Source organism: Candidatus Macondimonas diazotrophica (assembly GCF_004684205.1).
GTDB lineage: Bacteria > Pseudomonadota > Gammaproteobacteria > UBA5335 > UBA5335 > Macondimonas > Macondimonas diazotrophica.
On the sequence record NZ_SRIO01000008.1, the window covers coordinates 98670 to 120062 of the forward strand.

At 63.2% G+C, this 21393-nt stretch carries 25 protein-coding genes; 7 read left to right on the forward strand and 18 right to left on the reverse strand.

The window, feature by feature from the left end; genetic code table 11:
- Position 1: 1 nt before the first annotated feature.
- The 10 genes from recO to rpoE form a co-directional block, all read right to left on the reverse strand.
- Entirely contained in the window at positions 2-751 is a 750-nt protein-coding gene (gene recO, locus E4680_RS07760) for a DNA repair protein RecO (protein ID WP_135281837.1), read from the reverse strand.
- Positions 752-1642, reverse strand: a complete 891-nt coding sequence (era, locus tag E4680_RS07765; RefSeq protein ID WP_135281838.1) for a GTPase Era — start codon at positions 1640-1642, stop codon at positions 752-754.
- Between the two features lie 4 nt (positions 1643-1646).
- Positions 1647-2324: a ribonuclease III gene (rnc, locus tag E4680_RS07770; RefSeq protein WP_135281839.1), complete on the reverse strand. Its 678-nt coding sequence runs from the start codon at positions 2322-2324 to the stop codon at positions 1647-1649.
- Positions 2321-2695 (reverse strand): DUF4845 domain-containing protein, encoded by a 375-nt coding sequence (locus E4680_RS07775; protein WP_135281840.1) that lies wholly within the window; start codon positions 2693-2695, stop codon positions 2321-2323. Before E4680_RS07775 ends, rnc begins: the two co-directional genes overlap by 4 nt.
- 60 nt (positions 2696-2755) lie before the next feature.
- Entirely contained in the window at positions 2756-3541 is a 786-nt protein-coding gene (lepB, locus tag E4680_RS07780; protein ID WP_135281841.1) for a signal peptidase I, read from the reverse strand.
- Positions 3542-3570: 29 nt separating this feature from the next.
- Complete coding sequence (gene lepA / locus E4680_RS07785; RefSeq protein WP_135281842.1) at positions 3571-5373, reverse strand: translation elongation factor 4; 1803 nt, start codon at positions 5371-5373, stop codon at positions 3571-3573.
- A 5-nt stretch (positions 5374-5378) separates the two neighbouring features.
- Positions 5379-5642, reverse strand: a complete 264-nt coding sequence (locus E4680_RS07790) for a glutaredoxin family protein (protein WP_135281843.1) — start codon at positions 5640-5642, stop codon at positions 5379-5381.
- 79 nt (positions 5643-5721) lie between these two features.
- Positions 5722-6696 (reverse strand): MucB/RseB C-terminal domain-containing protein, encoded by a 975-nt coding sequence (locus E4680_RS07795; RefSeq protein ID WP_135281844.1) that lies wholly within the window; start codon positions 6694-6696, stop codon positions 5722-5724.
- The gene (locus E4680_RS07800; protein WP_135281845.1) at positions 6693-7304 is read right to left on the reverse strand and encodes a sigma-E factor negative regulatory protein; all 612 of its coding nucleotides are present in this window, start codon (positions 7302-7304) and stop codon (positions 6693-6695) included. The genes E4680_RS07795 and E4680_RS07800 overlap by 4 nt, the downstream gene beginning before the upstream one ends.
- Positions 7301-7894, reverse strand: a complete 594-nt coding sequence (gene rpoE / locus E4680_RS07805) for an RNA polymerase sigma factor RpoE (protein ID WP_135281846.1) — start codon at positions 7892-7894, stop codon at positions 7301-7303. The genes E4680_RS07800 and rpoE overlap by 4 nt, the downstream gene beginning before the upstream one ends.
- Before the next feature lie 175 nt (positions 7895-8069).
- Here rpoE and nadB point away from each other — a divergent pair, with 175 nt between their 5' ends.
- Positions 8070-9716, forward strand: coding sequence for an L-aspartate oxidase (gene nadB / locus E4680_RS07810; RefSeq protein ID WP_135281847.1), 1647 nt, complete (start codon positions 8070-8072; stop codon positions 9714-9716).
- Between the two features lie 169 nt (positions 9717-9885).
- Here the strand turns inward: nadB and E4680_RS07815 are convergent, their stop codons facing one another.
- From E4680_RS07815 to E4680_RS14570, 7 genes are all read right to left on the reverse strand, one after another.
- A complete protein-coding gene (locus E4680_RS07815) occupies positions 9886-10317 on the reverse strand; it encodes a protein YgfX (protein WP_167792439.1) in 432 nt (143 codons plus the stop codon).
- Entirely contained in the window at positions 10280-10531 is a 252-nt protein-coding gene (locus E4680_RS07820; protein ID WP_135281849.1) for an FAD assembly factor SdhE, read from the reverse strand. The genes E4680_RS07815 and E4680_RS07820 overlap by 38 nt, the downstream gene beginning before the upstream one ends.
- Before the next feature lie 11 nt (positions 10532-10542).
- Complete coding sequence (locus tag E4680_RS07825; RefSeq protein WP_135281850.1) at positions 10543-11319, reverse strand: succinate dehydrogenase iron-sulfur subunit; 777 nt, start codon at positions 11317-11319, stop codon at positions 10543-10545.
- A gap of 52 nt (positions 11320-11371) precedes the next feature.
- Positions 11372-13162, reverse strand: coding sequence for a succinate dehydrogenase flavoprotein subunit (gene sdhA / locus E4680_RS07830; protein WP_135281851.1), 1791 nt, complete (start codon positions 13160-13162; stop codon positions 11372-11374).
- Between the two features lie 4 nt (positions 13163-13166).
- A complete protein-coding gene (gene sdhD / locus E4680_RS07835; RefSeq protein ID WP_135281852.1) occupies positions 13167-13547 on the reverse strand; it encodes a succinate dehydrogenase, hydrophobic membrane anchor protein in 381 nt (126 codons plus the stop codon).
- Between the two features lie 2 nt (positions 13548-13549).
- The gene (gene sdhC, locus E4680_RS07840) at positions 13550-13936 is read right to left on the reverse strand and encodes a succinate dehydrogenase, cytochrome b556 subunit (protein ID WP_135281853.1); all 387 of its coding nucleotides are present in this window, start codon (positions 13934-13936) and stop codon (positions 13550-13552) included.
- Positions 13937-14094: 158 nt separating this feature from the next.
- Positions 14095-14376 carry a DUF1674 domain-containing protein gene (locus E4680_RS14570; RefSeq protein WP_320410115.1) on the reverse strand — a complete coding sequence of 94 codons (282 nt, stop codon included), beginning with the start codon at positions 14374-14376 and terminating at the stop codon, positions 14095-14097.
- A gap of 44 nt (positions 14377-14420) precedes the next feature.
- Between E4680_RS14570 and ygfZ the strand changes: the two genes are divergently transcribed.
- The 6 genes from ygfZ (at position 14421) to E4680_RS07875 (ending at position 20563) form a co-directional block, all read left to right on the forward strand.
- Positions 14421-15467 carry a CAF17-like 4Fe-4S cluster assembly/insertion protein YgfZ gene (ygfZ, locus tag E4680_RS07850; RefSeq protein ID WP_135281855.1) on the forward strand — a complete coding sequence of 349 codons (1047 nt, stop codon included), beginning with the start codon at positions 14421-14423 and terminating at the stop codon, positions 15465-15467.
- A 1129-nt stretch (positions 15468-16596) separates the two neighbouring features.
- Complete coding sequence (locus E4680_RS07855; RefSeq protein WP_135281856.1) at positions 16597-17256, forward strand: outer membrane protein; 660 nt, start codon at positions 16597-16599, stop codon at positions 17254-17256.
- 347 nt (positions 17257-17603) lie between these two features.
- Positions 17604-18101, forward strand: coding sequence for a MarR family winged helix-turn-helix transcriptional regulator (locus E4680_RS07860; RefSeq protein WP_135281857.1), 498 nt, complete (start codon positions 17604-17606; stop codon positions 18099-18101).
- Position 18102: 1 nt separating this feature from the next.
- Complete coding sequence (locus E4680_RS07865; protein ID WP_135281858.1) at positions 18103-19134, forward strand: aldo/keto reductase; 1032 nt, start codon at positions 18103-18105, stop codon at positions 19132-19134.
- A gap of 78 nt (positions 19135-19212) precedes the next feature.
- Positions 19213-19836, forward strand: a complete 624-nt coding sequence (locus tag E4680_RS07870; RefSeq protein ID WP_135281859.1) for a glutathione S-transferase family protein — start codon at positions 19213-19215, stop codon at positions 19834-19836.
- 28 nt (positions 19837-19864) lie between these two features.
- Positions 19865-20563: a cupin domain-containing protein gene (locus tag E4680_RS07875; protein WP_135281860.1), complete on the forward strand. Its 699-nt coding sequence runs from the start codon at positions 19865-19867 to the stop codon at positions 20561-20563.
- A gap of 166 nt (positions 20564-20729) precedes the next feature.
- Here E4680_RS07875 and E4680_RS07880 read toward each other — a convergent pair whose 3' ends face one another.
- On the reverse strand, positions 20730-21176 hold the full coding sequence (locus E4680_RS07880) for an SRPBCC family protein (RefSeq protein ID WP_135281861.1): 447 nt from the start codon (positions 21174-21176) through the stop codon (positions 20730-20732).
- Positions 21177-21393 lie beyond the last annotated feature (217 nt).

The window sequence follows — 21393 nt, forward strand, 5'->3', positions numbered from 1 at the left end:
TTCAAACCTCGGAAGACGGTGATGGATGGGCCGAATCGGGGCTGAGGCGATGCAGGGCGCGCCAGAGGGCGCGTGTGCGCAGGGGTACTCCGCCCAACTGTTCGGCGATCAACGATCGGTACAGACCATTGACCGCCGCCTGGTATTCCCGCGGAATCACCATCGGTTCGGTGGCCAAGGCCAGCAATGCGGCGCCCGGAACTTCCCAGGGTGTTCGGCCCGGACCGGAAACCGGCCGCGGCGCACCGCGGGGGGCACAACGATACCACTGCGCCGCCCGGATGGGCGCACCCTCGCAATCGCAACCCAGTGGCGGCTCCAGACCCAGACTGCCGAGCAATGCCCGCTCGAAACTGCGGAGCACACTCGTCAGGCAACGCCCCTCGCCCAGCTCCCCGAGGGTGCGGGCATAGGCGAGAAAGACATCCGGATGGGGATCATGCCGCGCGCATAGTCGCATCAGCAGCTCGTTGACATAGAATCCGCTCAGCAGCCCATCGCCCTGCAAGCCGATCGGCGGACCGGCCGGCTCCCAGGCGACAAGAGCCGGCAGCTCGCCCCGGCCGCGCCAAGCCAGCAGCAAGGGCTGGAATGGCTGCAACGCACCGCCCCGTCCCTTGCTACGCACCCCCTTGGCGATCACCCCGAGCCGGCCGGTTTCCCGGGTGAACAGCTCCGCGATCAGGCTCGTCTCTCCGAAGGCACGGCGATGCAGAACATAGGCCGGGACCAGCGCGCCGCGCGTGGCCATTCAGTCATACCCGAGCCGGGTCAGCCACACGGGCTCGTCGGCCCAGTTTTCACGCACCTTCACCCAAAGACTCAGAAACACCGGCTCCTGCCACTGCTCGCGGATCTCCAGACGCGCCGCTCGGCCGATGCGTTTGAGCTGCTCACCCTGACGGCCGATGACCATGCCTTTGTGAGAGTCCTTGGCCACCCAGATCACAGCGCCCAGCTCCAACCCCTTTTCGGTGCGCTTGAACTGCTCGAGATCGACGGTCATGCCGTAAGGCAGTTCGTCGTGCAGATGCAGCAACAATTGCTCACGCACACACTCGGCGGCGAGAAAGCGTTCACTGCGGTCGGTGGGAATGTCTTCCTCGACCATCGGTGGAGAAATCGGCAAATGCGAGACCAGTTCCTGTTCCAAGGCTGTGATGTTGTCCCCCTGCCGCGCGGACAGCGGAACCACGAACGCGAAATCGGCGCGCTCGCGTCCCTCGGCCAAGGCCGTCAGCAAACGGCTGCGCGGCTGCACGCGATCGACCTTGTTGAGCACCCAGCCGACCGGCCGGCCGCTGCCCCGGATCGCATCGAGCACGGCCTGATCCTCGCCGGTCCAGCGCGTGGCATCGGTGACCAGCACCACGACATCGGCATCCTCGACCGCCCCGCGCGCCTTCTGCACCATGTAGCGGCCCAAGGCATTGCCGGCCTTGTGGAAGCCGGGCGTATCGATGAAGACGATCTGCGCGCCCGGGATGGTGTGGATGCCATGGATGCGGTGGCGTGTGGTCTGGGCCTTGTGGGTCACGATGCTGATCTTCTGACCCAGAATCCGGTTCAGCAACGAGGATTTGCCGACATTGGGGCGCCCCACCAACGCAACCGTGCCACAGCGAAAGTCTGGATCAGACACGACGTCAACCACTTTCCAGCGCCATCAAAGCCAGGCTGGCCGCCTGTTGCTCGGCCTCGCGCCGACTGGTGCCGACACCGCGAAATCCGCGCTGCAGACATGGCACCTGGCAGAGGACTTCAAAGCGCTGATCGTGCTCAGGACCGCTGATGGTATCGAGCTGATAGACCGGCAACAATTCGCCACGGGCCTGCAGATGTTCCTGCAGCCGGGTCTTGGGATCCTTGAGTTCCACCTCCGATGGCAGGTTGGCCAGCCGATCGGCAAACAGCCGCTTGACGATCTCGATGCCCGCTTCCGAACCGCCGTCCAGACAGACCGCACCCAACACCGCCTCCAGCGCATCGGCCAGGATCGACTTGCGCCGATACCCGCCGGTCTTGCGCGCGCCGGCCCCCAACCGCAAGCTTCGGCCCAAATCGAGTTCGAACGCGACTGCCGCCAAGGTATCACCCTTGACCAGGCTGGCTCGCAGACGACTCAGCACGCCTTCCGAGACATTGGGACAGCGCTCGTACAGCTCCCACCCGATCACGAAATTGAGCAGTGCATCGCCGAGAAACTCCAGACGCTCGTTGTTCCGGCGCCCAAAGCTGCGATGCGTCAATGCGGCATCGAGCAGCTCGGGATCCCGGAATCGGTAGCCCAGCCGCTCGGACAATTGATCCAGACTCTGTCTCAAGGTCGTGTTACCTGTGTCTCGTGCTGGAATCGGGTCACCAGATCGATATTGGCAAACCACGGGATACGGACCTCATAGCTTACGCCGACCTGGAAATGATGTTGCGCAGGCGTGATGGTGATGTCCTGTGGGCCGGCATGCTGGATCGAGTTGACCTGGAAACGGCGCAGCAACAGATCCTTCAGGCGGCGTGAATTCAAGTCCCCCTCGGAAACCCCTTCTTTCAGAGAATCCATTGAAGAGCGGACTTCGAAATACTCCAGGTAGACCGGCAGCAACGCAAACAGGGTATAAACGCCGAAACCACCCATGCCGATATAGAACATCAGCCCCAACAGCCCCATGCCGCGCTGCGTCTGCTTCGATTTCATCGCTTGATTCCTCCGCTTCCCCCCCTTCGGACCGCACGCCGGGCGGGAAGCGGAGGATGGTCAATGAATGCCTTGTCCAATCCGTGACCACAGCGGCATCTTCGCGTCGGGATCCCAGTTCATCCAGATCGCGAAAGCCTGTCCCACGAGATTGGCATCCGGGACGGTTCCCCAGCGCCGGCTGTCATCGCTGTTGTCCCGGTTGTCGCCCATCACGAAATAATGATCAGGCGGCACCACCGCACGCATGTTGTAAGAAGGCCGGCCGGCTGTCTTCAGCAATCGATGCATCACCGAACCGACCTGTTCCTCGAATTCCCAGGTTTCCCAGCGTGCAGGAACACCCGGGCCGGTATACCGTCCTTTCGGCGTTATCGGCAGCGGTTCGCCGTTCACGTAGACCTGCTTGTCCCGATAGACGATTTCATCGCCCGGCAGACCAATCACCCGCTTGATGAAATCCTTGGATGGATCTTCGGGAAAGCGGAACACCATCACATCGCCGCGTTCTGGGTGGCCGAACGGAAGCATCCGGATATTGAAGACCGGCAGCCGAACCCCATAGGCGAACTTGTTGACGAGGATGAAATCACCGGTCAACAGTGTGGGGACCATCGATCCGGACGGAATGCGAAACGGCTCGACAACGAACGAACGCACCAAGAACACCGCCAGCACGATGGGAAACAGGCTGCGGCCGAATTCCACGATGCCCGTGGGACCAGGCACCTCACCCCCGGCAGCCGCCAGACGTCGCCGCGGCTCCCAGCGATAGCGGTCCAGCGCCCAGAGCACGCCCGTGATCAGCGTCAAGACCACGAGCAATAGCGAGAAATCAGCCCGCATGGTATCTCCCTCGATGGACTCTCAAAGATTCAGTCGGATTTCTTCCCGACATCCAAAATGGCGAGAAATGCCTCCTGAGGCACCTCGACCTTCCCAATCTGCTTCATGCGCTTTTTCCCCGCCTTTTGCTTCTCGAGCAGCTTCTTCTTGCGGGTGATGTCGCCACCATAGCATTTGGCGGTCACATTCTTGCGCATGGCCTTGACTGTCGTGCGCGCGATGATGTGGCTGCCGATGGCCGCCTGAATCGCCACCTCGAACATCTGTCGCGGAATCAGATCACGCATCCGCTCGGCCAGCTGCCGGCCCCGGTAGCCCGTCTGGGCGCGATGCACGATGATCGACAGCGCATCGACACGCTGGCTGTTGATCAACAGATCCAAGCGCACCAGATCCGCCACCTGGAAACGCTCGAACTGATAGTCGAACGAAGCATAACCACGACTCACCGACTTCAGTTGATCGAAGAAATCGAGCACCACCTCGCTGAGCGGCAATTCGTAGACGATCGATACCTGATTTCCCAGATACTGCAGCTTGAGCTGCACCCCGCGACGCTGCTCGCACAGCGTGAGCACCCCGCCCACATATTCCTGCGGGCAAAGGATGTTCGCCTGGATGATGGGCTCGCGGATCTCGGCCATTTCGTTGACCGGCGGCAACTTGGACGGGTTGTCGACGTGCAGCACTTCCCCGGTGTTCGTGAGGACCTCATAGATCACCGTAGGCGCAGTGGTGATCAGATCCAGGTCGTACTCGCGCTCCAGGCGTTCCTGGATGATCTCCATATGGAGCATGCCCAGAAAGCCGCATCGAAACCCGAATCCCAGGGCGGTGGATGTCTCGGGCTCGAAATGCAGCGCTGCATCATTCAGACGCAATTTCTGCAAGGCATCGCGCAAGTGCTCGTAATCGTCGCTGCTGACCGGATAAAGACCCGCGAACACCCGCGGCTGGACTTGTTTGAATCCGGGCAGGCGTGCGGTGCAGGGGCGATCGGACAAGGTCACCGTGTCCCCTACCGGGGCGCCATCGATCGCTTTGATACCGGCAATCAGGAAACCCACCTCACCGGTCTGCAGACGCGGTCGATCGAGGGCCTTGGGCGTAAAAACCCCCACACGGGCACTGGGGTAGCTGCGGCCCGAAGACATCATCATGACCTTGTCTCCGGTTGCGACGCTGCCGTTGACCACGCGGATCAGCGACACCACGCCGACGAAGTTGTCGAACCACGAGTCGATGATCAGCGCCTGCAGCGGCGCATCGGGATCGCCCTGAGGCGGCGGAATCCGCGTCAGCAAGGCTTCCAGCAGATCCTCCACCCCGATGCCGGTCTTGGCGCTCACCTGCAGGGCATCATGGGCATCGATCCCGATGACATCTTCGATTTCCTGTGCCACGCGATCTGGATCGGCCTGCGGCAGGTCGATCTTGTTGAGCACCGGGACCACTTCCAGCCCCTGATCCAGTGCGGTGTAGCAATTCGCGACACTCTGCGCTTCGACGCCCTGCGCGGCATCCACCACCAACAGGGCGCCTTCGCAGGCGGCCAGCGAGCGGGAAACCTCGTAGGAAAAATCGACGTGCCCCGGTGTATCGATCAGATTGAGCTGATAGGTCTGTCCATCACGCGCCCGGTAGGACAAGGTAACCGACTGCGCCTTGATGGTGATCCCGCGTTCACGCTCCAGATCCATCGAGTCGAGCACCTGCGCCTGCATCTCGCGGTCGCTCAGGCCACCACACAGCTGAATGAACCGATCAGCCAACGTGGATTTGCCGTGGTCGATGTGGGCAATGATCGAAAAATTACGGGTATGCGATTGCATAGGGCTCAATTCACCTCAGCGCGCCCGGCAGCACGGTCAAGAACAGCGCGAACCGCCTCGCGATCCAGCCGTCCTTCGCAAATCACCCGCCCCTCGCAGACCAGCACCGGAACGCGCAAGCCATAACGCTGCACGAGCGCCGGATCCCGGTCGATGTCAATGGAAACGACCTGCACATCCCGGCCTCGACACAGGGAGAGCAGATCCTCATGCAGGAGATCACATAGCCCGCAACGGGAGCGGGTGTAAAGACTGAATTGCAGACTCATGAAGCGCGCAAGCCGACGACGCCAAATTGGTTGATTCTACGCGATTGCCCCGGTGCGGCGCACCCATGCGCTGCAGCCGTCACGGCCGCCGTTGCAGCGACTCGGCCATCATGCGCAACGCCGTATAGGGGACTTCCCCAACCACCAGAACCTGGTAGCCATCACGAACCACACCATAGGCATTCATACTGCCCCTGCTGGTCTGCCCCAGGATCGGCTTGCCAGCGAGCGGCGTGTTGTCGACAAACACCGAGATCGCCGAAAGTCCATCGCTATAGACCAGATGTTCCTGGCTGCCACCCCCGGAGAGGCTGTGGTCGGCCCCGAAGACCAGGCGATACCCGGCCGGCGGACCAGTCACATCCCAAGTGCGCGCCGCCATGCCCTTGACCCCATCGATCTCCGTCTTGACCACGTAGCGCTTGAGCTTGGCGACATCCATGCCCGGCGCCAGCAACGCCGGATCGAGACGATCCTGAATGGTGAGCTGCGTGAACATCACCTCCTGGCGGACACGGCCTTTCTCAGCGATGCGTTGCGCATGCAAAATCAGATTGGTTTCCCGATCCACACACAGGCGATAACCATAGCGCAACGCGTCACGCGGGCGGATCTCGACGCGCTGGCAGGGCCGACCGGCGATCCGGTCGACCCCGTCGACCTCAAGACTGTAGTGTGCGGCCAACCGCGAGATATCCGCCGGAACGGCCGAAAAAAAAGGGTTACTCCACCGCAGCCCTTCGATGAATATTCCGCGGCCCGGCAAATAGCGGGTCATCTGGTCACCACGCCGGTGAATTTCATTGACTTCGCCGTTGAGCGCCACCAGTCGCGTCTGGCCGCCTTGATCCGCCGAATGAATCACCCGCATGGCTTCGAGCGTGTCGTTCTTCTGATAAACGAACACGCCCTGGTAGTTGAGCTGGTTGTATGCCTTGATGATGCGAAGGGCCCATTGTGCGGACATCTCGCCCGCATGCACGAGTCCTCCTCCAAACGCCAGCATCACCAGCGCTCCCGCCGCGGCCCAGCCGCGTGCACGCCGTGCCTTCACGGACCGGACGCCGCGACCGGCTCGACCGTAAACTCGGCCACGTTCAGATACGGCAGCATACGCCCCGCCTCACCCGTATCCGCAAGCGCCTGATTGTGGTTGCGGAAGTAATCGTCGAGCTCCGCCTGGGCGATATCCTGCTCTACGGCCTCGATTGAGGAGGCGTTGACCACACCGGTGGTTTCATTCCCGGCCAACCGCGTGCCGGTTGGCGCGAGCTCCTGCCCGGACCATGAGCCGACCACAATGACCGACGCGACAACCAGCGATGCGGCCAGCCCCCACATCCGTGGATTGCGCACGATCGCCGGAAGCGCGCGCCGGCTCGCCGAGGCGTCTTCATCAAGCCGCGCTCGGACTTCCGGCGCGATATCCACCATCACGTCAGCCGGAAGATTGTCCCGAAGCGCATCACCGATCAGGTGGTAACGACTCCATTGGGCGCGGCACGATTCATCAGCCAGCACGCCACGACAGACCAATCGAGAGCGACCACCTGCCAGTTCACCATCCATCCAGGCAGAAATCTCGGCGGAAAAATCCAACGTCAGGTCCGAGTCCTCGGTCGCCTGCCGCTTCAAGGATGCATTCGTCGTCTTTTCGTTCATGTTCCGGCCAATCCCTCGATTTTCTTCAGCTCGGCATCGATCGTGTCCCGTGCGCGAAACAGCCGGGAGCGTACTGTACCCACTGGGCAATCCATGGTTTTCGCAATTTCGTCATAACTCATGCCCTCGATCTCCCGCAGGATGAGCGCCGTTCGCAGATCCTGAGGCAAACCCTCGATTGCGGTCATGATGGTCCGCCTCACCTCGTCGGTGAGCAGCAACGCCTCGGGCGTATCAATATCGCTCAAGCGCGAGGAAAAATCCCCATCCGAATCCTCGTTGCCAAACTCGGATTCGGCACTGATGGGCGTCCGATTCCGCGCCGCGACATGATTCTTGGCCGTATTGATGGCAATCCGGTACAGCCACGTATAAAACGCGCTGTCGCCCCGGAACCCCGGCAAGGCCCGGTAGGCCTTGATGAAGGCTTCCTGGGCCACATCGTGGGCATCGCTCGGGTCGTACACATAGCGGGAGACCAACTTGATCACCTTGTACTGGTACTTGCGCACCAGGAGATCGAAAGCCGTTTTGTCACCCCGCTGGACCCGCTTTACCAGATCTTGATCAACGGTACCTGTATCGCCCATCGGGGGCATCACTCCAACCCCCGGCTGTCTCTTGCCCCACTAGACAAGTTCAAACCGGGAGAGTTCGTTCGTTTTGAAGAAAAGCGGTTTATAGTAAAGCCCAATTCCCGGTACGCACCCTTGTGCGGTCGTGCTGGGAGCCGATTCTATCAGCCGCTTGCGATTCCCGCGATCCATGAGCATCCGAAGCACTGACGTCCTCATCATTGGCAGCGGCGCCGCTGGCCTGGCACTGGCGCTGCGCTTGGCGCCGTGGTGCACCGTCACCGTTGTTTGCAAAGCCGATCTGGACGAGGGTAGCACGCGCTACGCCCAGGGCGGCATCTCGGCGGTACTGGACGCCGCGGACTCCATTGAGGCGCATATCGACGACACGCTGATCGCCGGCGCTGGGCTGTGCGATCCCGAAGCCGTCCGATTCACGGCAACCCATGGACCGGCTGCAATCGGCTGGTTGAGCGAGATCGGTGTGGCCTTTACCCGTCAGAGCGGCGAACCAGCTGCCGGCAGCCCTTATCACCTGACCCGGGAAGGCGGACACAGCCACCGGCGCGTGGTCCACGCGGCCGACGCCACCGGCAAAGCGGTTTCCGATGCCCTGCGCGACGCCTGCCGGGCACATCCCCGCATCGAGCTCCTGGAACGCCATATGGCCGTGGATCTGATCACGCGCACGGGCGGCCAGCGCGGCGCGCGGTCCTGCCGCGGCGCACAGCTGCTCGACCTCGATGCCGCCGTGATGCAGACCTGGCATGCCCGCAGCGTGGCCCTGGCCACCGGTGGCGCCAGCCGAGTTTACCTGTACACCAGCAATCCCGAGGTCGCGACCGGCGACGGCATCGCCATGGCCTGGCGGGCCGGCTGCCGCGTTGCCAACCTCGAGTTCATGCAGTTTCATCCAACCTGCCTTTACCTCCCGGCCCAGGGCTCGCGAGTGTTCCTGATCAGCGAGGCGGTTCGGGGCGAAGGCGGGCGACTGCTGCTGCCGGACGGCACGGCCTTCATGGCCGGTTTCGACGCGCGCGCGGATCTGGCGCCGCGGGACATCGTGGCACGGGCCATCGATCATGAAATGAAGCGTCTAGGGATTCCCTGTGTCTATCTTGACATCCGCCACCGTGGCGCCGAGTTCATCCGCACTCATTTCCCCACCATCCATGCGCAGTGCCTGGCCGTAGGGCTGGACATGACCGAGCAGCCCCTGCCCGTGGTGCCGGCGGCGCACTACACCTGCGGCGGCGTGGTGACCGATCTGCGTGGCCGCACCGACCTGCAGAATCTCTATGCCATCGGCGAAACGGCCCACACCGGCCTGCATGGAGCCAATCGCATGGCCAGCAACTCGCTGCTGGAATGCCTGGTGTTTGCCGAATCTGCAGCCAACGATATCCTGGATCGGCTGCCCCATCTGCCGCGACCCGGCGATAGTGACCTGCCCAGTCCGTCCCACCCGATTCGGGAAACCGGCGAATCCATCACCATCCGGCACAACTGGATGGAACTGCGCCGTGCAATGTGGGATTACGTGGGCATCGTCCGCAATACAGAACGGCTGCAGCGCGCCCAGCGCCACGTCGCCGTGATCCGCGGCGAAGCGGAGGCACAATGGGCGAACAGCCCGACCATCGACCCGGATCTTCTGGAACTGCGCAACCTCGCCACCGTGGCGGAATTGATCGTCCGCTGCGCGCTCACGCGAACCGAAAGCCGGGGTTTGCACTATACGCTGGACCATCCGCACCCGGCGCCCGAAGCGCTGGACAGTGTGCTCGTTCCACCCAACCTGCCGCTGCCGCTGCACGCCATGCACTGGGCCGACTGAACGAACCCCCTACGTACCCTACCCGGCAGGTCTCAGCCCCGCGTTGAACGCCGTTTCGCTCAAGACAGCGTCCCAGACCATCGCGCTCAGGATGGCGCGCAAAAGCCCGAGGACCGCACCGGCATCGCCCACCGCCGTGTCGCCGGCCGGTCGCTCGTGGAACCACGCTTCAGTGAAATCGCAGGAACACCCGCAGTCGGCGGGTGCCGTCGCGGCTGAGACTGTCCGGCAGCAAGCAGATGGACCGATGCCGCCATCTCAGCGGCGACCGGTCGGCCAACCGGAAGTTGAGCACCGTCAAGCCCGGAACGACCAGACTGGTGGGCAGCAACGCAGCCTCTCCGGACCAGCCGCTGGCGAGGCGAATCCGCCAGCGGTCCTGATCGATGAATTCAGCACGGAGAATGCGGCCGGGGCCGAAGTGACGCCACGCCGTCCATCCCGCCGACGATGCCCACACGATCAGCAGCACGAGTCGCCAGTACTCGCGGGAATACAGCACGACGAGCAACAGCACCATGCCATAGGCGCTCATCAACAGCGCCGCGAGAACACGCGATCGATCAGGCTCGACGCGGCAGGCCCTGGCGAAGGCGTTCAAGCACGCACTCCCATGCCGGATCCGGTCCGGGCCCGGCAGTCAGGACCAGGCGGTACAGATCCGGATCGGGCAGATCGAGCAAAGCCTCGAAGGCCGCCCGTTCGTCAGCCGAGGCTTCGAGATAACGCGGCAGGTAGGCCAAGAGGAGCTCATCGAGCTCCTTCATTCCGCGCCGGCAGCGCCAGCGCAGCCGTCCCAGATCGGCTTGGGCCATAAGGCTGGCCGTCAGCGACGCAGCACCATGAGTTTCTTGATCTCCGCAATGGCCTTGGCCGGATTGAGACCCTTGGGACAGGTGTTGGTGCAGTTCATGATGGTGTGGCAGCGATAGAGCTTGAAGGGATCCTCCAGCTCATCGAGACGCTCGCCGATCGCCTCGTCACGGCTGTCGGCGATCCAGCGGTAGGCCTGCAGCAGCGCTGCCGGGCCCAGGTAGCGATCGTTCCACCAGTAGCTGGGACAGGATGTCGAGCAGCAGGCGCAGAGGATGCACTCGTAGAGGCCATCGAGTTTGGCCCGCTCCTCCTTCGATTGCAGCCGTTCTTGATCAGGCGGCGTCGGCGTCTTGGTCTTCAACCAAGGCTCCACCGCCGCATACTGGGCGTAAAAATGGGTCAGATCCGGCACCAGATCCTTGATCACCGCCATATGCGGCAAGGGATAGATGCGCACATCACCCGTCACATCGCCGATGTGCTTGGTGCACGCGAGCGTGTTGGTGCCATCGATGTTCATGGCGCAGGAACCGCAGATTCCCTCGCGGCACGAACGCCGGAAGGTCAGGGTCGGGTCGATCTCGTTCTTGATCTTGATGAGGGCATCGAGCACCATCGGCGCGCAATCGTCCAGATCGATTTCATACGTATCGAGCCGTGGATTTTGTCCCGTCTCCGGATCATAGCGGTAGACCACGAAACGCTTGACCCGCTTGGCGCCGGCCGCAGCCGGGAAGGTCTTGCCGGTCTGAACGCGGGAATTGGCGGGCAATTTGAACTCGGCCATGAACGAATCCTCTTCTGAACCCGGCTCAAGCGACGCCGGATATCCACATCCCTCAGTAAACGCGCGCCTTCGGTGCGACCACCTCAACCTGATCGGTCTGGGTATAGAGATGGACCGGTCGATAACCAATGCTGACCATGCCCTGCGCATCCATCCAGATCAGCGAATGCTTGAGCCAGTTGTCGTCGTCGCGCTCAGCATAGTCTTCGCGGGCATGGGCGCCGCGACTTTCGGTCCGGTTGCGCGCGGCGAACATGGTCGTCATGGCACAGCCGAGCAAGTTGTCCAGTTCCAGCGTCTCAATCAGATCGCTGTTCCAGACCAGCCCGCGATCCCCCACCGAAACCTCAGCGAAAGAACGATAGACGTTCTCGATCTTCTCGCAGCCTTCCTGCAACACCTCGCCGGTTCTGAACACTGCGGCGTTGCTCTGCATGGTGCGCTGCATGTCGAGCCGGATCTGGGCCGTGGTCAGGCTGCCCTTGGCATTGCGCAACCGGTCCAGACGCGCGATGCCCAGTTCGCTCGCTGATTCGGGCAGCGTCTTGTGAGGCGCGCCCGGACGAACCACTTCGGCGCAGCGCAGCGCCGCCGCGCGCCCGAAGACCACGAGGTCGAGCAACGAATTGGAACCCAAGCGATTGGCACCGTGCACAGAGACGCAAGCCGCCTCGCCGATGGCCATCAGCCCGGGCACCACGGCGTCCGGGTTGCCGTCGCGCAGCGTGACCACCTCACCATGATAGTTGGTGGGAATGCCGCCCATGTTGTAGTGGACGGTCGGCAGCACGGGAATCGGCTCGCGCGTGACGTCCACGCCGGCGAAGATGTGCGCCGACTCGGCAATGCCCGGCAAACGCTCGTTGATCACCTCGGGGCCGAGGTGCTCCAGATGCAGATGGATGTGATCCTGGTGGGGACCGACGCCGCGGCCTTCGCGAATCTCCACCGTCATCGCCCGGCTGACCACATCGCGCGAGGCCAGATCCTTGGCGTTGGGCGCGTAGCGCTCCATGAAGCGCTCGCCCTGGGCATTGGTCAGATAACCGCCCTCGCCGCGCACGCCCTCGGTGATGAGGCAGCCGGCACCGTAGATGCCAGTGGGATGGAACTGCACGAACTCCATGTCCTGCAGCGGCAGGCCGGCGCGCAGCACCATGCCGTTGCCGTCGCCGGTGCAGGTATGCGCCGAGGTACAGGAGAAGTAGCTGCGGCCATAGCCGCCGGTCGCCAGCACGGTCATGTGGGCGCGGAAGCGGTGAATCGTCCCGTCGGACAGATTCAGCGCCGTCACCCCACGACAGATGCCCTCCTCATCCATGATGAGGTCGAGCGCGAAATACTCGATGAAGAACTCGGCATGATGCTTGAGCGACTGCTGGTAGAGGGTGTGCAGGATCGCATGGCCGGTGCGATCGGCGGCAGCGCAGGTGCGCTGGGCGATGCCCTGGCCGTAGTGTGTCGTCATACCCCCGAATGGGCGCTGGTAGATCTTGCCCGCCTCGGTACGCGAGAACGGCACGCCGTAGTGCTCCAGCTCGAGGATCGCCGGAATGGCCTCGCGACACATGTATTCAATGGCATCCTGGTCGCCGAGCCAGTCGGAGCCCTTGATGGTGTCATAGAAGTGAAAGCGCCAGTCGTCCTCGCCCATATTCCCCAGCGCGGCGGAGATCCCGCCTTGGGCGGCAACGGTGTGCGAGCGCGTCGGGAACACCTTGGTGATGCAGGCGGTCGACAGTCCCTGCGTGGCCATGCCGAAAGTGGCCCGCAGACCCGCCCCCCCTGCGCCGACCACGATGACGTCATACTGGTGGTCGACGAAACGATATGCCTCACTCATCCGATCAGCCCCCGAAGGCGATGCGCAAAACAGAAATCACACCCAAAAGACCCAGCAGCAGGCAGGCGAAACGCACCGCCACGAGGGAGGCCAGCCGGAGCCCCTCGGCGTCGACATAGTCTTCCAGAATCACCTGCAGGCCGAGTTGGGCGTGATAGAAAAGTGCAATCAGCAAGACCACCAGACCGACCGTCACGCCCGGGCGGGCCACCCAAGCCCGCATCGTGGCGTAGTCGGCACCGGCCAGCGCGACGAATGAACCCACCAGCCAGAGCAACAGCGGCACCAGCGCCAGCGCGGTGAGGCGCTGCCACCACCAGTGATGGGCACCCTCGCGGGCCGACCCCAGATGGTTGACGCGGGACAGCGGCGTACGCATATCCATGATCACAGTCCTCCGGAAAGGCCCACGGCCCAGGCCAGGACGGTCAGCACACCGGCGCTGACCAGGGCGATCCATCCGCTGCGGCGAGCCTGGGCTTTCTCGAAACCCACGCCCACATCCCAGAAGAGGTGTCGAATTCCATTGCAGAGGTGATAGAACAACGCGGCGGACCAACCGAACAGCAGCAACAGACCGATGGGAGAGCCGACGACGGACTGGGCCGTCGCGAAGGCGTCGGGACCGGCGGCCAAGGCTGCAAACCAGAACACGAGCAGGATGCTGCCCACCGAGAGCGCGATACCCGTCGCGCGATGCATGATGGACATCACCATCGTCAGCGACCAGCGATAGACCTGCAGATGCGGCGACAGGGGGCGTTGGTGTTGCACGGGTCTCCCTCCCAACGGTTCGACAATCAGGTTGTCGACCGCATGGATCCGGACAGTCCGACCCACACCCCAAAGCTCGGTCAACAACCCATCAACATAAGCGCGGCAAGAACCGCAGGGAATAAAGCGACGATGCGATCAGAGGCAAGCCGAGCGCATCAAAAATCGATGCAGCGTCCGCGCCGCTCCCAATCTCCGTACCGGGTCGGCTCAAGGCCCTTGGGGCCGCCGATTTCCTCCACCGCGGGCGGCGACTGACGTGCAATCGTTGCGGCAGGCTCCAGCGAAGGGGTTATGGGCATGGGCTTGCGGTCTTGCTCCGTTTCCATCCCGATCCAACCCCTGGCGACGACAGCGGCATTTATACTGAATCCGCGCCGTGCGCGCAAGGCGCCGACGGCGCCGGATTGCTGACACCGGCAGGGGAATTGCCCTAACATCCGAGCAATCCCCTCCGCCCATTTCCCCAGCTGGAGTCCTTGCCATGAAGCCTGAATGGATGTCGTTCCTGATCGATGCCGGCGCCGAATTCACGGATGGCGTGTTGACCCACTTCGGCAACCCGGAGCGGGAACGACGCATGGTTTTCTCCGGTCCGGTCATCGCCGATCTGGGACATTTCGGCCTGCTCGGTGTCCATGGCCCGGACGCGCGCAGCTTCCTGCAGGCCCAGCTGGCCACGGACGTCAATGCCGTATCCGCCGATCAGTCCTCGTTCGGCTGCTATCTCAGTCCCCAGGGCAAGGTGATCGCGAGTTTTGTGCTGCTGATGCGCGGCGACGACTTCTACCTCCTGCTGCCCCGTGAACAGCTGGAAGAAACGCTGGCACAGCTGCGCCGTTTCGTCCTGCGGGCCCGGGTTACGCTGGAGGACGCCTCGGATGCCCTCATGCGGCTCGGTATCTCCGGCGAAGCCCTGACCGATGATCTGAAGGGGTTTTTCGGCCCCGATCTGCCCGCCCAGGCACTCGGCACCGTCACCGCGAAGGACAGCCTGCTGATCGCGCTCCCCGGACCCGCGCGCTGGCTGGCGCTGGGCCCGCTCGAAGACATACGCGAACTGTGGCAACGGCTGCAGGTTCGGGGCGCGCCCGTGGGACCGGACGCTTGGGCCCTGCTCACCATCCGGGCCGGCGAACCCTTCGTCACGCCGGAAACCGCCGCACAGTTCATCCCCCAGATGCTGAATCTCGATGCCCTGGGTGCGGTCGGTTTCGGCAAGGGCTGCTACCCCGGCCAGGAAACCGTCACCCGCGTTCGCCATCGCGGCGAAATCAAGCGTCGCGTCCGCATCGGCCTGGCCCAAGCCGATACCCCGCCGCGCCCCGGCATGTCGCTGGCCCGATCCGACGGTGCGGAAAGCGAACCGGCCGGAACCGTCATCACCGCTGCGCGCCATCCGGATGGCGGCTTCCTGACCCTCGCCGTCCTGCGTCAGGAAGCGCTTGGCGCGGCGGACATTATCATCCCCGATTGCGGCAATGCGGCCATGCAACTGCGCGACCTGCCCTACCCACTGCCGGAACACTGAGGCCATCCGCCGCAGCTTCCGGCGGGAACGCAAACGCAGGCGCCTTCCCGTCGGCGTCCCGTGCATCTGAACGACACGCGTCGTGGGCGCGTCGGGCGGGCGCCGCGTGAGCAGGCACCACGCCCGGCTGGCGCCAGATCCCCAGCCATGACCGGGTGAACACCGTGGTCGACCCTGCGCCGAAGCACGCACGCGCTTACGGCATCCGAGATCCGCGCGCCCGCCCGGCATGGCGAGTCGACCCTGCCTGCGCCGGCGCACGGTAACGGTGATCCACCGACGACCCGACGCCGGATCGCGGCGCAGCGCCACGCCCGCGTCATTCGCTCGACTCGCCTCCCCCGCCCGATCGATCCCGCCCCGCAGCGGCCTTCGATCGTCCGGTCCATCCGGATGCGGAGCCAGTCGATGCACAGACTCACCGGCTGCCGGGATCGATTCAGGCAACCACCGGGCGATTGCCGCGAAAGAAGACGGCAATGCGCTGTATGACCGGCGGCGCGCGACTGGCCGCCGTCCGCCGCCATGCCCCGAAAAGACACGTGGACCGCTTCATGGCACTCCCCGAAGCCGGCATGACCGACAGCCCTCTGCGCTGCACATCGACCACACGCATCAAAGCAGGTGCCGCACGAATCACGGAACGGCGGACAGCCGCCGTAGCCGGAATCCGCAAAGCGACAGGAAGTCGGCCGTTACGCCTTAGACGCGCGTCGCCGCTCTGGATTTCGACACCACGAGATACCGCAAGCGGGTATCCGGACGCATCCCATCCGCCCGCCCAGACCCCATCGACCTAATCCGTCCCGCACCGGTCTTGACGACCATGATCGTGCCGCTCGTCCCCCCAGGGTCGCCAGGTCACCGGCGTCCCGCCTCCCCAGCTCAACCCCAACCCTGAACTTCAAAAACGGGGCAGCTCCTCAATGCATCAGACCGCCTCGCCAATAAAAATTGTACAAATACTATATTGATAAATAAGCTGATAGCCCCCTGAAACTGTCTAATATTATTAATAAACAACGGAAGGGTGTTGCGCACCCCGCGCTTTATGTACTAATCTTGTACAAGATGGCATCGAACCTTATACACACGCTGCGCTGCCATCCCCAATGCTAAGGAGAACATCATGCGCATTCGTCTCGTTTCCAGTCTCACCCTGGCCGCGGCAGCGATCAGCCCCAGCCTCCAAGCCGCCGAAGGGCCTTACGTCGCTGCACGCGGCAGTTACGTCATGACCGAAGACGCCGACTGGATCTTCGGCTCCGACTTCGGACCGGTTCCGGCCGGCGGCAACGTGATCTCCAAGTTCGATGACGAATACGGCCTGGGTGTTGCCCTGGGCACCAAGCTGCCCTCAGGCTTTCGCATCGAAGGTGAACTGTTCTGGCAGGAAAACGACATCGACAGCGGCCGGCTCGGTTCGGTCCAACTGTCCGCGCTGGGCGGCCTGAATGGCGATGTGGGCGTGTGGGGCGGCATGCTGAACGGTTATTACGATTTCCTCGAAGGCCCGCTGGTCCCCTTCATCGGCCTGGGCGTGGGTTATGCCGAGGTTGACGCCAATGTGAACCTCGGCGACATCTCGGTCATCGATGACGACGATACCGTGCTCGCCTACCAGGGTATCCTCGGCGTGTCCTACGACTTCACGCCCAATCTTCAAGGCGTCCTTGCTTACCGCTACATGTCGCTGGATGACCCCGAGTTCAAGGATCGGGCCGGCGGCAAGGTCGACATGGAATACGACAGCCAGGCGATTGACGTGGGTCTGCGCTACAGCTTCTGACCGGCAACCCTCAGCCCGCGGGATCTCGCTGCGATTCCCGCGGGTCGCCACAAGGCCTTGCGGCCCGCAACTATGGCGGGCCGCGTTCTTGGCTTCAGGAGCGCTCGGCAAGGCCCGGACTCCGCCCATCATCCTGCGGGATGATTCACCGCATGCGATTGACACCGTGGTTGGCTAACTTATATTGTGCGCAATGTTATTGTGAGAAATATATTTGCGAACAGCTGGCCCACGGCCTCTGGCCGGATCCGTGAGGTCACCGACCCGAAGCGAATGGGTTCACCCCCTGTCCGCCAACACCGCGTAACCCAACTATCCCTGAGGCCCCAAGGCAGGATGAATCACCCATGAACATTGACGCATCGGCTCGCATCGATCCGGCAGCAGATCTGCTCCGTCTCGATCGGCAACTGTGTTTTCCGCTCTATGCGGCTTCGAATCTCGTGACGCGGCGCTATCGCCCGCTGCTGGCCAAGCTGGGCCTCACCTATCCGCAATATCTCGTCATGCTGGTGCTTTGGGAACACCCCATCCAGAGCGTCGGCGATCTCGGCGACCAGCTGCATCTGGACAGTGGCACGCTGACACCGCTTCTCAAGCGCATGGAGCGGGCGGATCTGATTCGTCGCGAGCGGGATCCGGCCGATGAACGGCGCGTGCTGGTGAAACTCACCGGCGCGGGTCGCAGGCTGCGGGAATCCGCCGCCGAGGTCCCCGCGAGCCTGATGCGTCAGCTCGAATTGCGGATCGACGACCTCGAGCATCTACGCGACGCCGTGCAAGCCTTTGTCGCCTCGCTCTGCGGTAAAGACACCGTACGCTCAACGGAAAATCAGGAGGCTTAACATGCAATATCGCCAACTCGGCCGATCCGGCCTGCTCGTATCGGAACTGTGCGTCGGCACCATGAGTTTCGGCGCTTCGGGTTACTGGGAAACGATCGGCGGCCTCGACGAGAGCGCCGCCCAGCGGTTGGTAGACACTGCGATCGACGCCGGTGTCAATTTCTTCGATACCGCCGATGTCTACTCGCATGGCCAATCCGAGGAAATACTCGGAAAGGCGCTCGGAACGCGGCGTGATCAGATCGTCCTCGCCACCAAGGTTCGCGGACGCATGAGCCCGGAGCTCAACGATGTCGGCTTGAGCCGCAAGCACATCATCCAAAGCTGCGAAAACAGCCTGCGTCGACTCGGAACCGATTACATCGACCTGTACATCGTCCACAGCTTCGACTTTGTCACCCCGCTCGAAGAGACGCTTTCGACCCTGGACGATCTGGTACGTCAGGGCAAGGTGCGCTACCTCGGCTGCTCCAATTTCTTTGCCTGGCAGCTCATGAAGGCACTCGCCCTCTCCGAAAAGCACCACTGGGAAAAATTCGTTTCCCTGCAGGCCCACTACTCGCTGGTGGCTCGCGATGTCGAATATGAACTGGCGCCACTGTGTGAGGATCAGGGGCTGGGGCTGACGCCCTGGTCGCCGCTCGCCGGCGGATTCCTCACCGGAAAGTATCCCCGCGGCGGTAAGGGGCCGGCCGATGCCCGCCGCAGCAAGGAAGAGCAGAACTTCATCCAGCTCGACGAAGATCGGTCCTACGCCATCCTCGATGTCGTGCGCCGCATCGCGGACCAACGCGGGGTCAGTCCGGCGCAGGTTGCCATCAACTACCTGCTGCGCAAATCCCCGGTGAGCGCCGTGATCATCGGCGCCACGAAGCCGGAGCAACTGCAGGACAACCTGAAGAGCGTCGACTGGACCTTGACCGCCGATGAGCTGCGCATACTCGACGAAGTCTCCCAGCCGCCCCGGCTCTACCCAAAGTGGATGCTGGATTTCACCCGGCTGGACCGGGACAACCCGTCCATGTTGCTTTGAATGAATCGCGCGGCGTGTTCCATCAGGATCATGCCTCGACAACCCACCCACACCTGAAGACATCCCGGGAGCGGATCTGTGAAAATCTACGAATTCAAAGGCTTTCCCAACCCGTCCCGCGTGCGCATCGCGCTGGCCGAAAAGGGGCTGATCGACCAAGTGAGTTTCATCAGCGTGAACGTGCCGGAAGGCGAGCACCGCGAGCCCACGTTCCTGGCGAAAAATCCATGGGGCACCGTGCCCGTGCTCGAACTGGACGACGGGATGGTGATCTCTGAATGCACGGCGATCACCGAATACATCGACCACCTCGACGGCCAGCCGAGCTTGACGGGCCGCACGGCGCGGGCGCGCGCCATCATCCACATGATGCAGCGTCGCGCCGAATCGGGGCTGCTCGACGCCGCCACCGACTATTTCCACCATGCCACGCCGGGCCTTGGCCCGAAGCTCGAGCTGAACCCGAACAAGGCCTGGGGCGAGGCGCGCGGGGAGCGCGTCGGCTGGACACTGCGCCAGTTCGACGCGGTGCTCGCACAAACACCCTATCTGGCCGGTGATGTGTTTTCCGTTGCCGATATCACGGCATTCGTCGGCCTGGGCTTCGCGGAATTCGCCAAGATCGCGATTCCGGAAGGATTGACCCACATCGACGCCTGGCGCCGTCGCATTGCCGAGCGGCCCAGCGTGAGCGCGGCCTAAGCGCAATACCCACCCCGGGGAGTCGACAATGAATCTGAATGCCGATTTTTCCAAACGCGTGTTGGTACATGCCGCCGATCTGCCCTGGGTGCCTTCGCCGACGGCAGGCGTCGATCGGCGCATGCTCGACCGCATCGGGGATGAGGTGGCGCGCGCGACGTCCATCGTGCGCTACGCCCCCAACAGCGCCTTTCCGGCGCACACCCACGGTGGCGGCGAGGAATTTCTGGTGCTGGAAGGGGTGTTCGAGGATGAGAGCGGCGCATTTCCGGCCGGCAGCTATGTGCGCAACCCCCCGCAGAGCCGCCACACACCCGGCTCCACCCCGGGCTGCACGATCTTCGTCAAGCTCTGGCAGTTCGATCCCGATGACCGGGCGTTCGTGCGGCTGGATACGGCCAGCGTCCCCTATCAGCCGGTCAGCGGAACACCAGGCGTCTGGTCCAAAACGCTTTTCGAGGGAGGCACCGAAACCGTCCGGATGCAGCGCTGGGCGCCGAATACCCCAGTGCGCTGGTCGGACATTGCCGGTGGCGCGGAGGTGCTGGTGCTCGCCGGCGACTTCGAGGAAAGCGGCGAACGCTTCAACCGACTGTCGTGGCTGCGGCTGCCGACCGGCGCGACCCTCGATGCGATCGCTGGTCCGGACGGCGCCGAGGTGTGGGTGAAAACAGGGCATCTTTCAGCCGCATCCCTGATGCCCCCACAGCGCGGGAACGGCGCCTAGCGGCGCGCCGCTACTTCGCCCGGCGGGCCGGCGCCGGGCGACGCCTGGGGTTGATGTCGCCGATCATGCATGCCGGGGGAGTGCCACCAGAAGGCGCGCAGATGGTGCCGGATTGTCCGGTTGCCGGATGCTCAAGTGGCCACGCCCAGCATCCCAGCGACCCCGCCTACTCCCGTATCTCGGGCTCCACCAGTCGCGCCAGGCCGAGCAGCGATTCCTGCCATCCGAGGTAGCACATCTCCACCGGAATGACCTCGGGAATGCCTTCCTGCACGATGGCAAGGTCGGTCCCGCAGGACACCGCGGTCAGCGTTACGGTCACCGTCATCAGCCCGGGCAAGTTGGGATCGTCGAACCGGTCTGTATAGCGGATGCGTTCGTTGGGGACCAACTCCAGGTATTCACCACCGAAGGCGTGCGACTGCTGCGTCGTGAAGTTGGTGAACGACATGCGGAAATGACCGCCCACCTCGGCGGTCATCTCATGTACCGCCGCTGTGAAGCCGTCCGGCGGCAGCCATTTCGCCAGCGCATCGGGCGACAGGAAGGCGCGGTAGACCTTCTCCGGCGCCGCCTTCAGGACGCGATGCAAGCGTACCGTATTGTTAGCCATGTAAACGCTCCTCCTCAGGGTTTTACGTCCGGATTGATACTGCACAGAATCGTCGTGCGGTGCTACCACGGTCGGGGGCGGCAAAAAGCGGGACAGCCGTCCACGGTTTACTGCTGAACTCCCCCTGATTCTCGACCGGTGCCCCAGCACTTCGCGCCCGCATCACGCTGCCGAATCTGCCGCTCGATCTGATCCAGCGCGGCACCGACCATCAAGC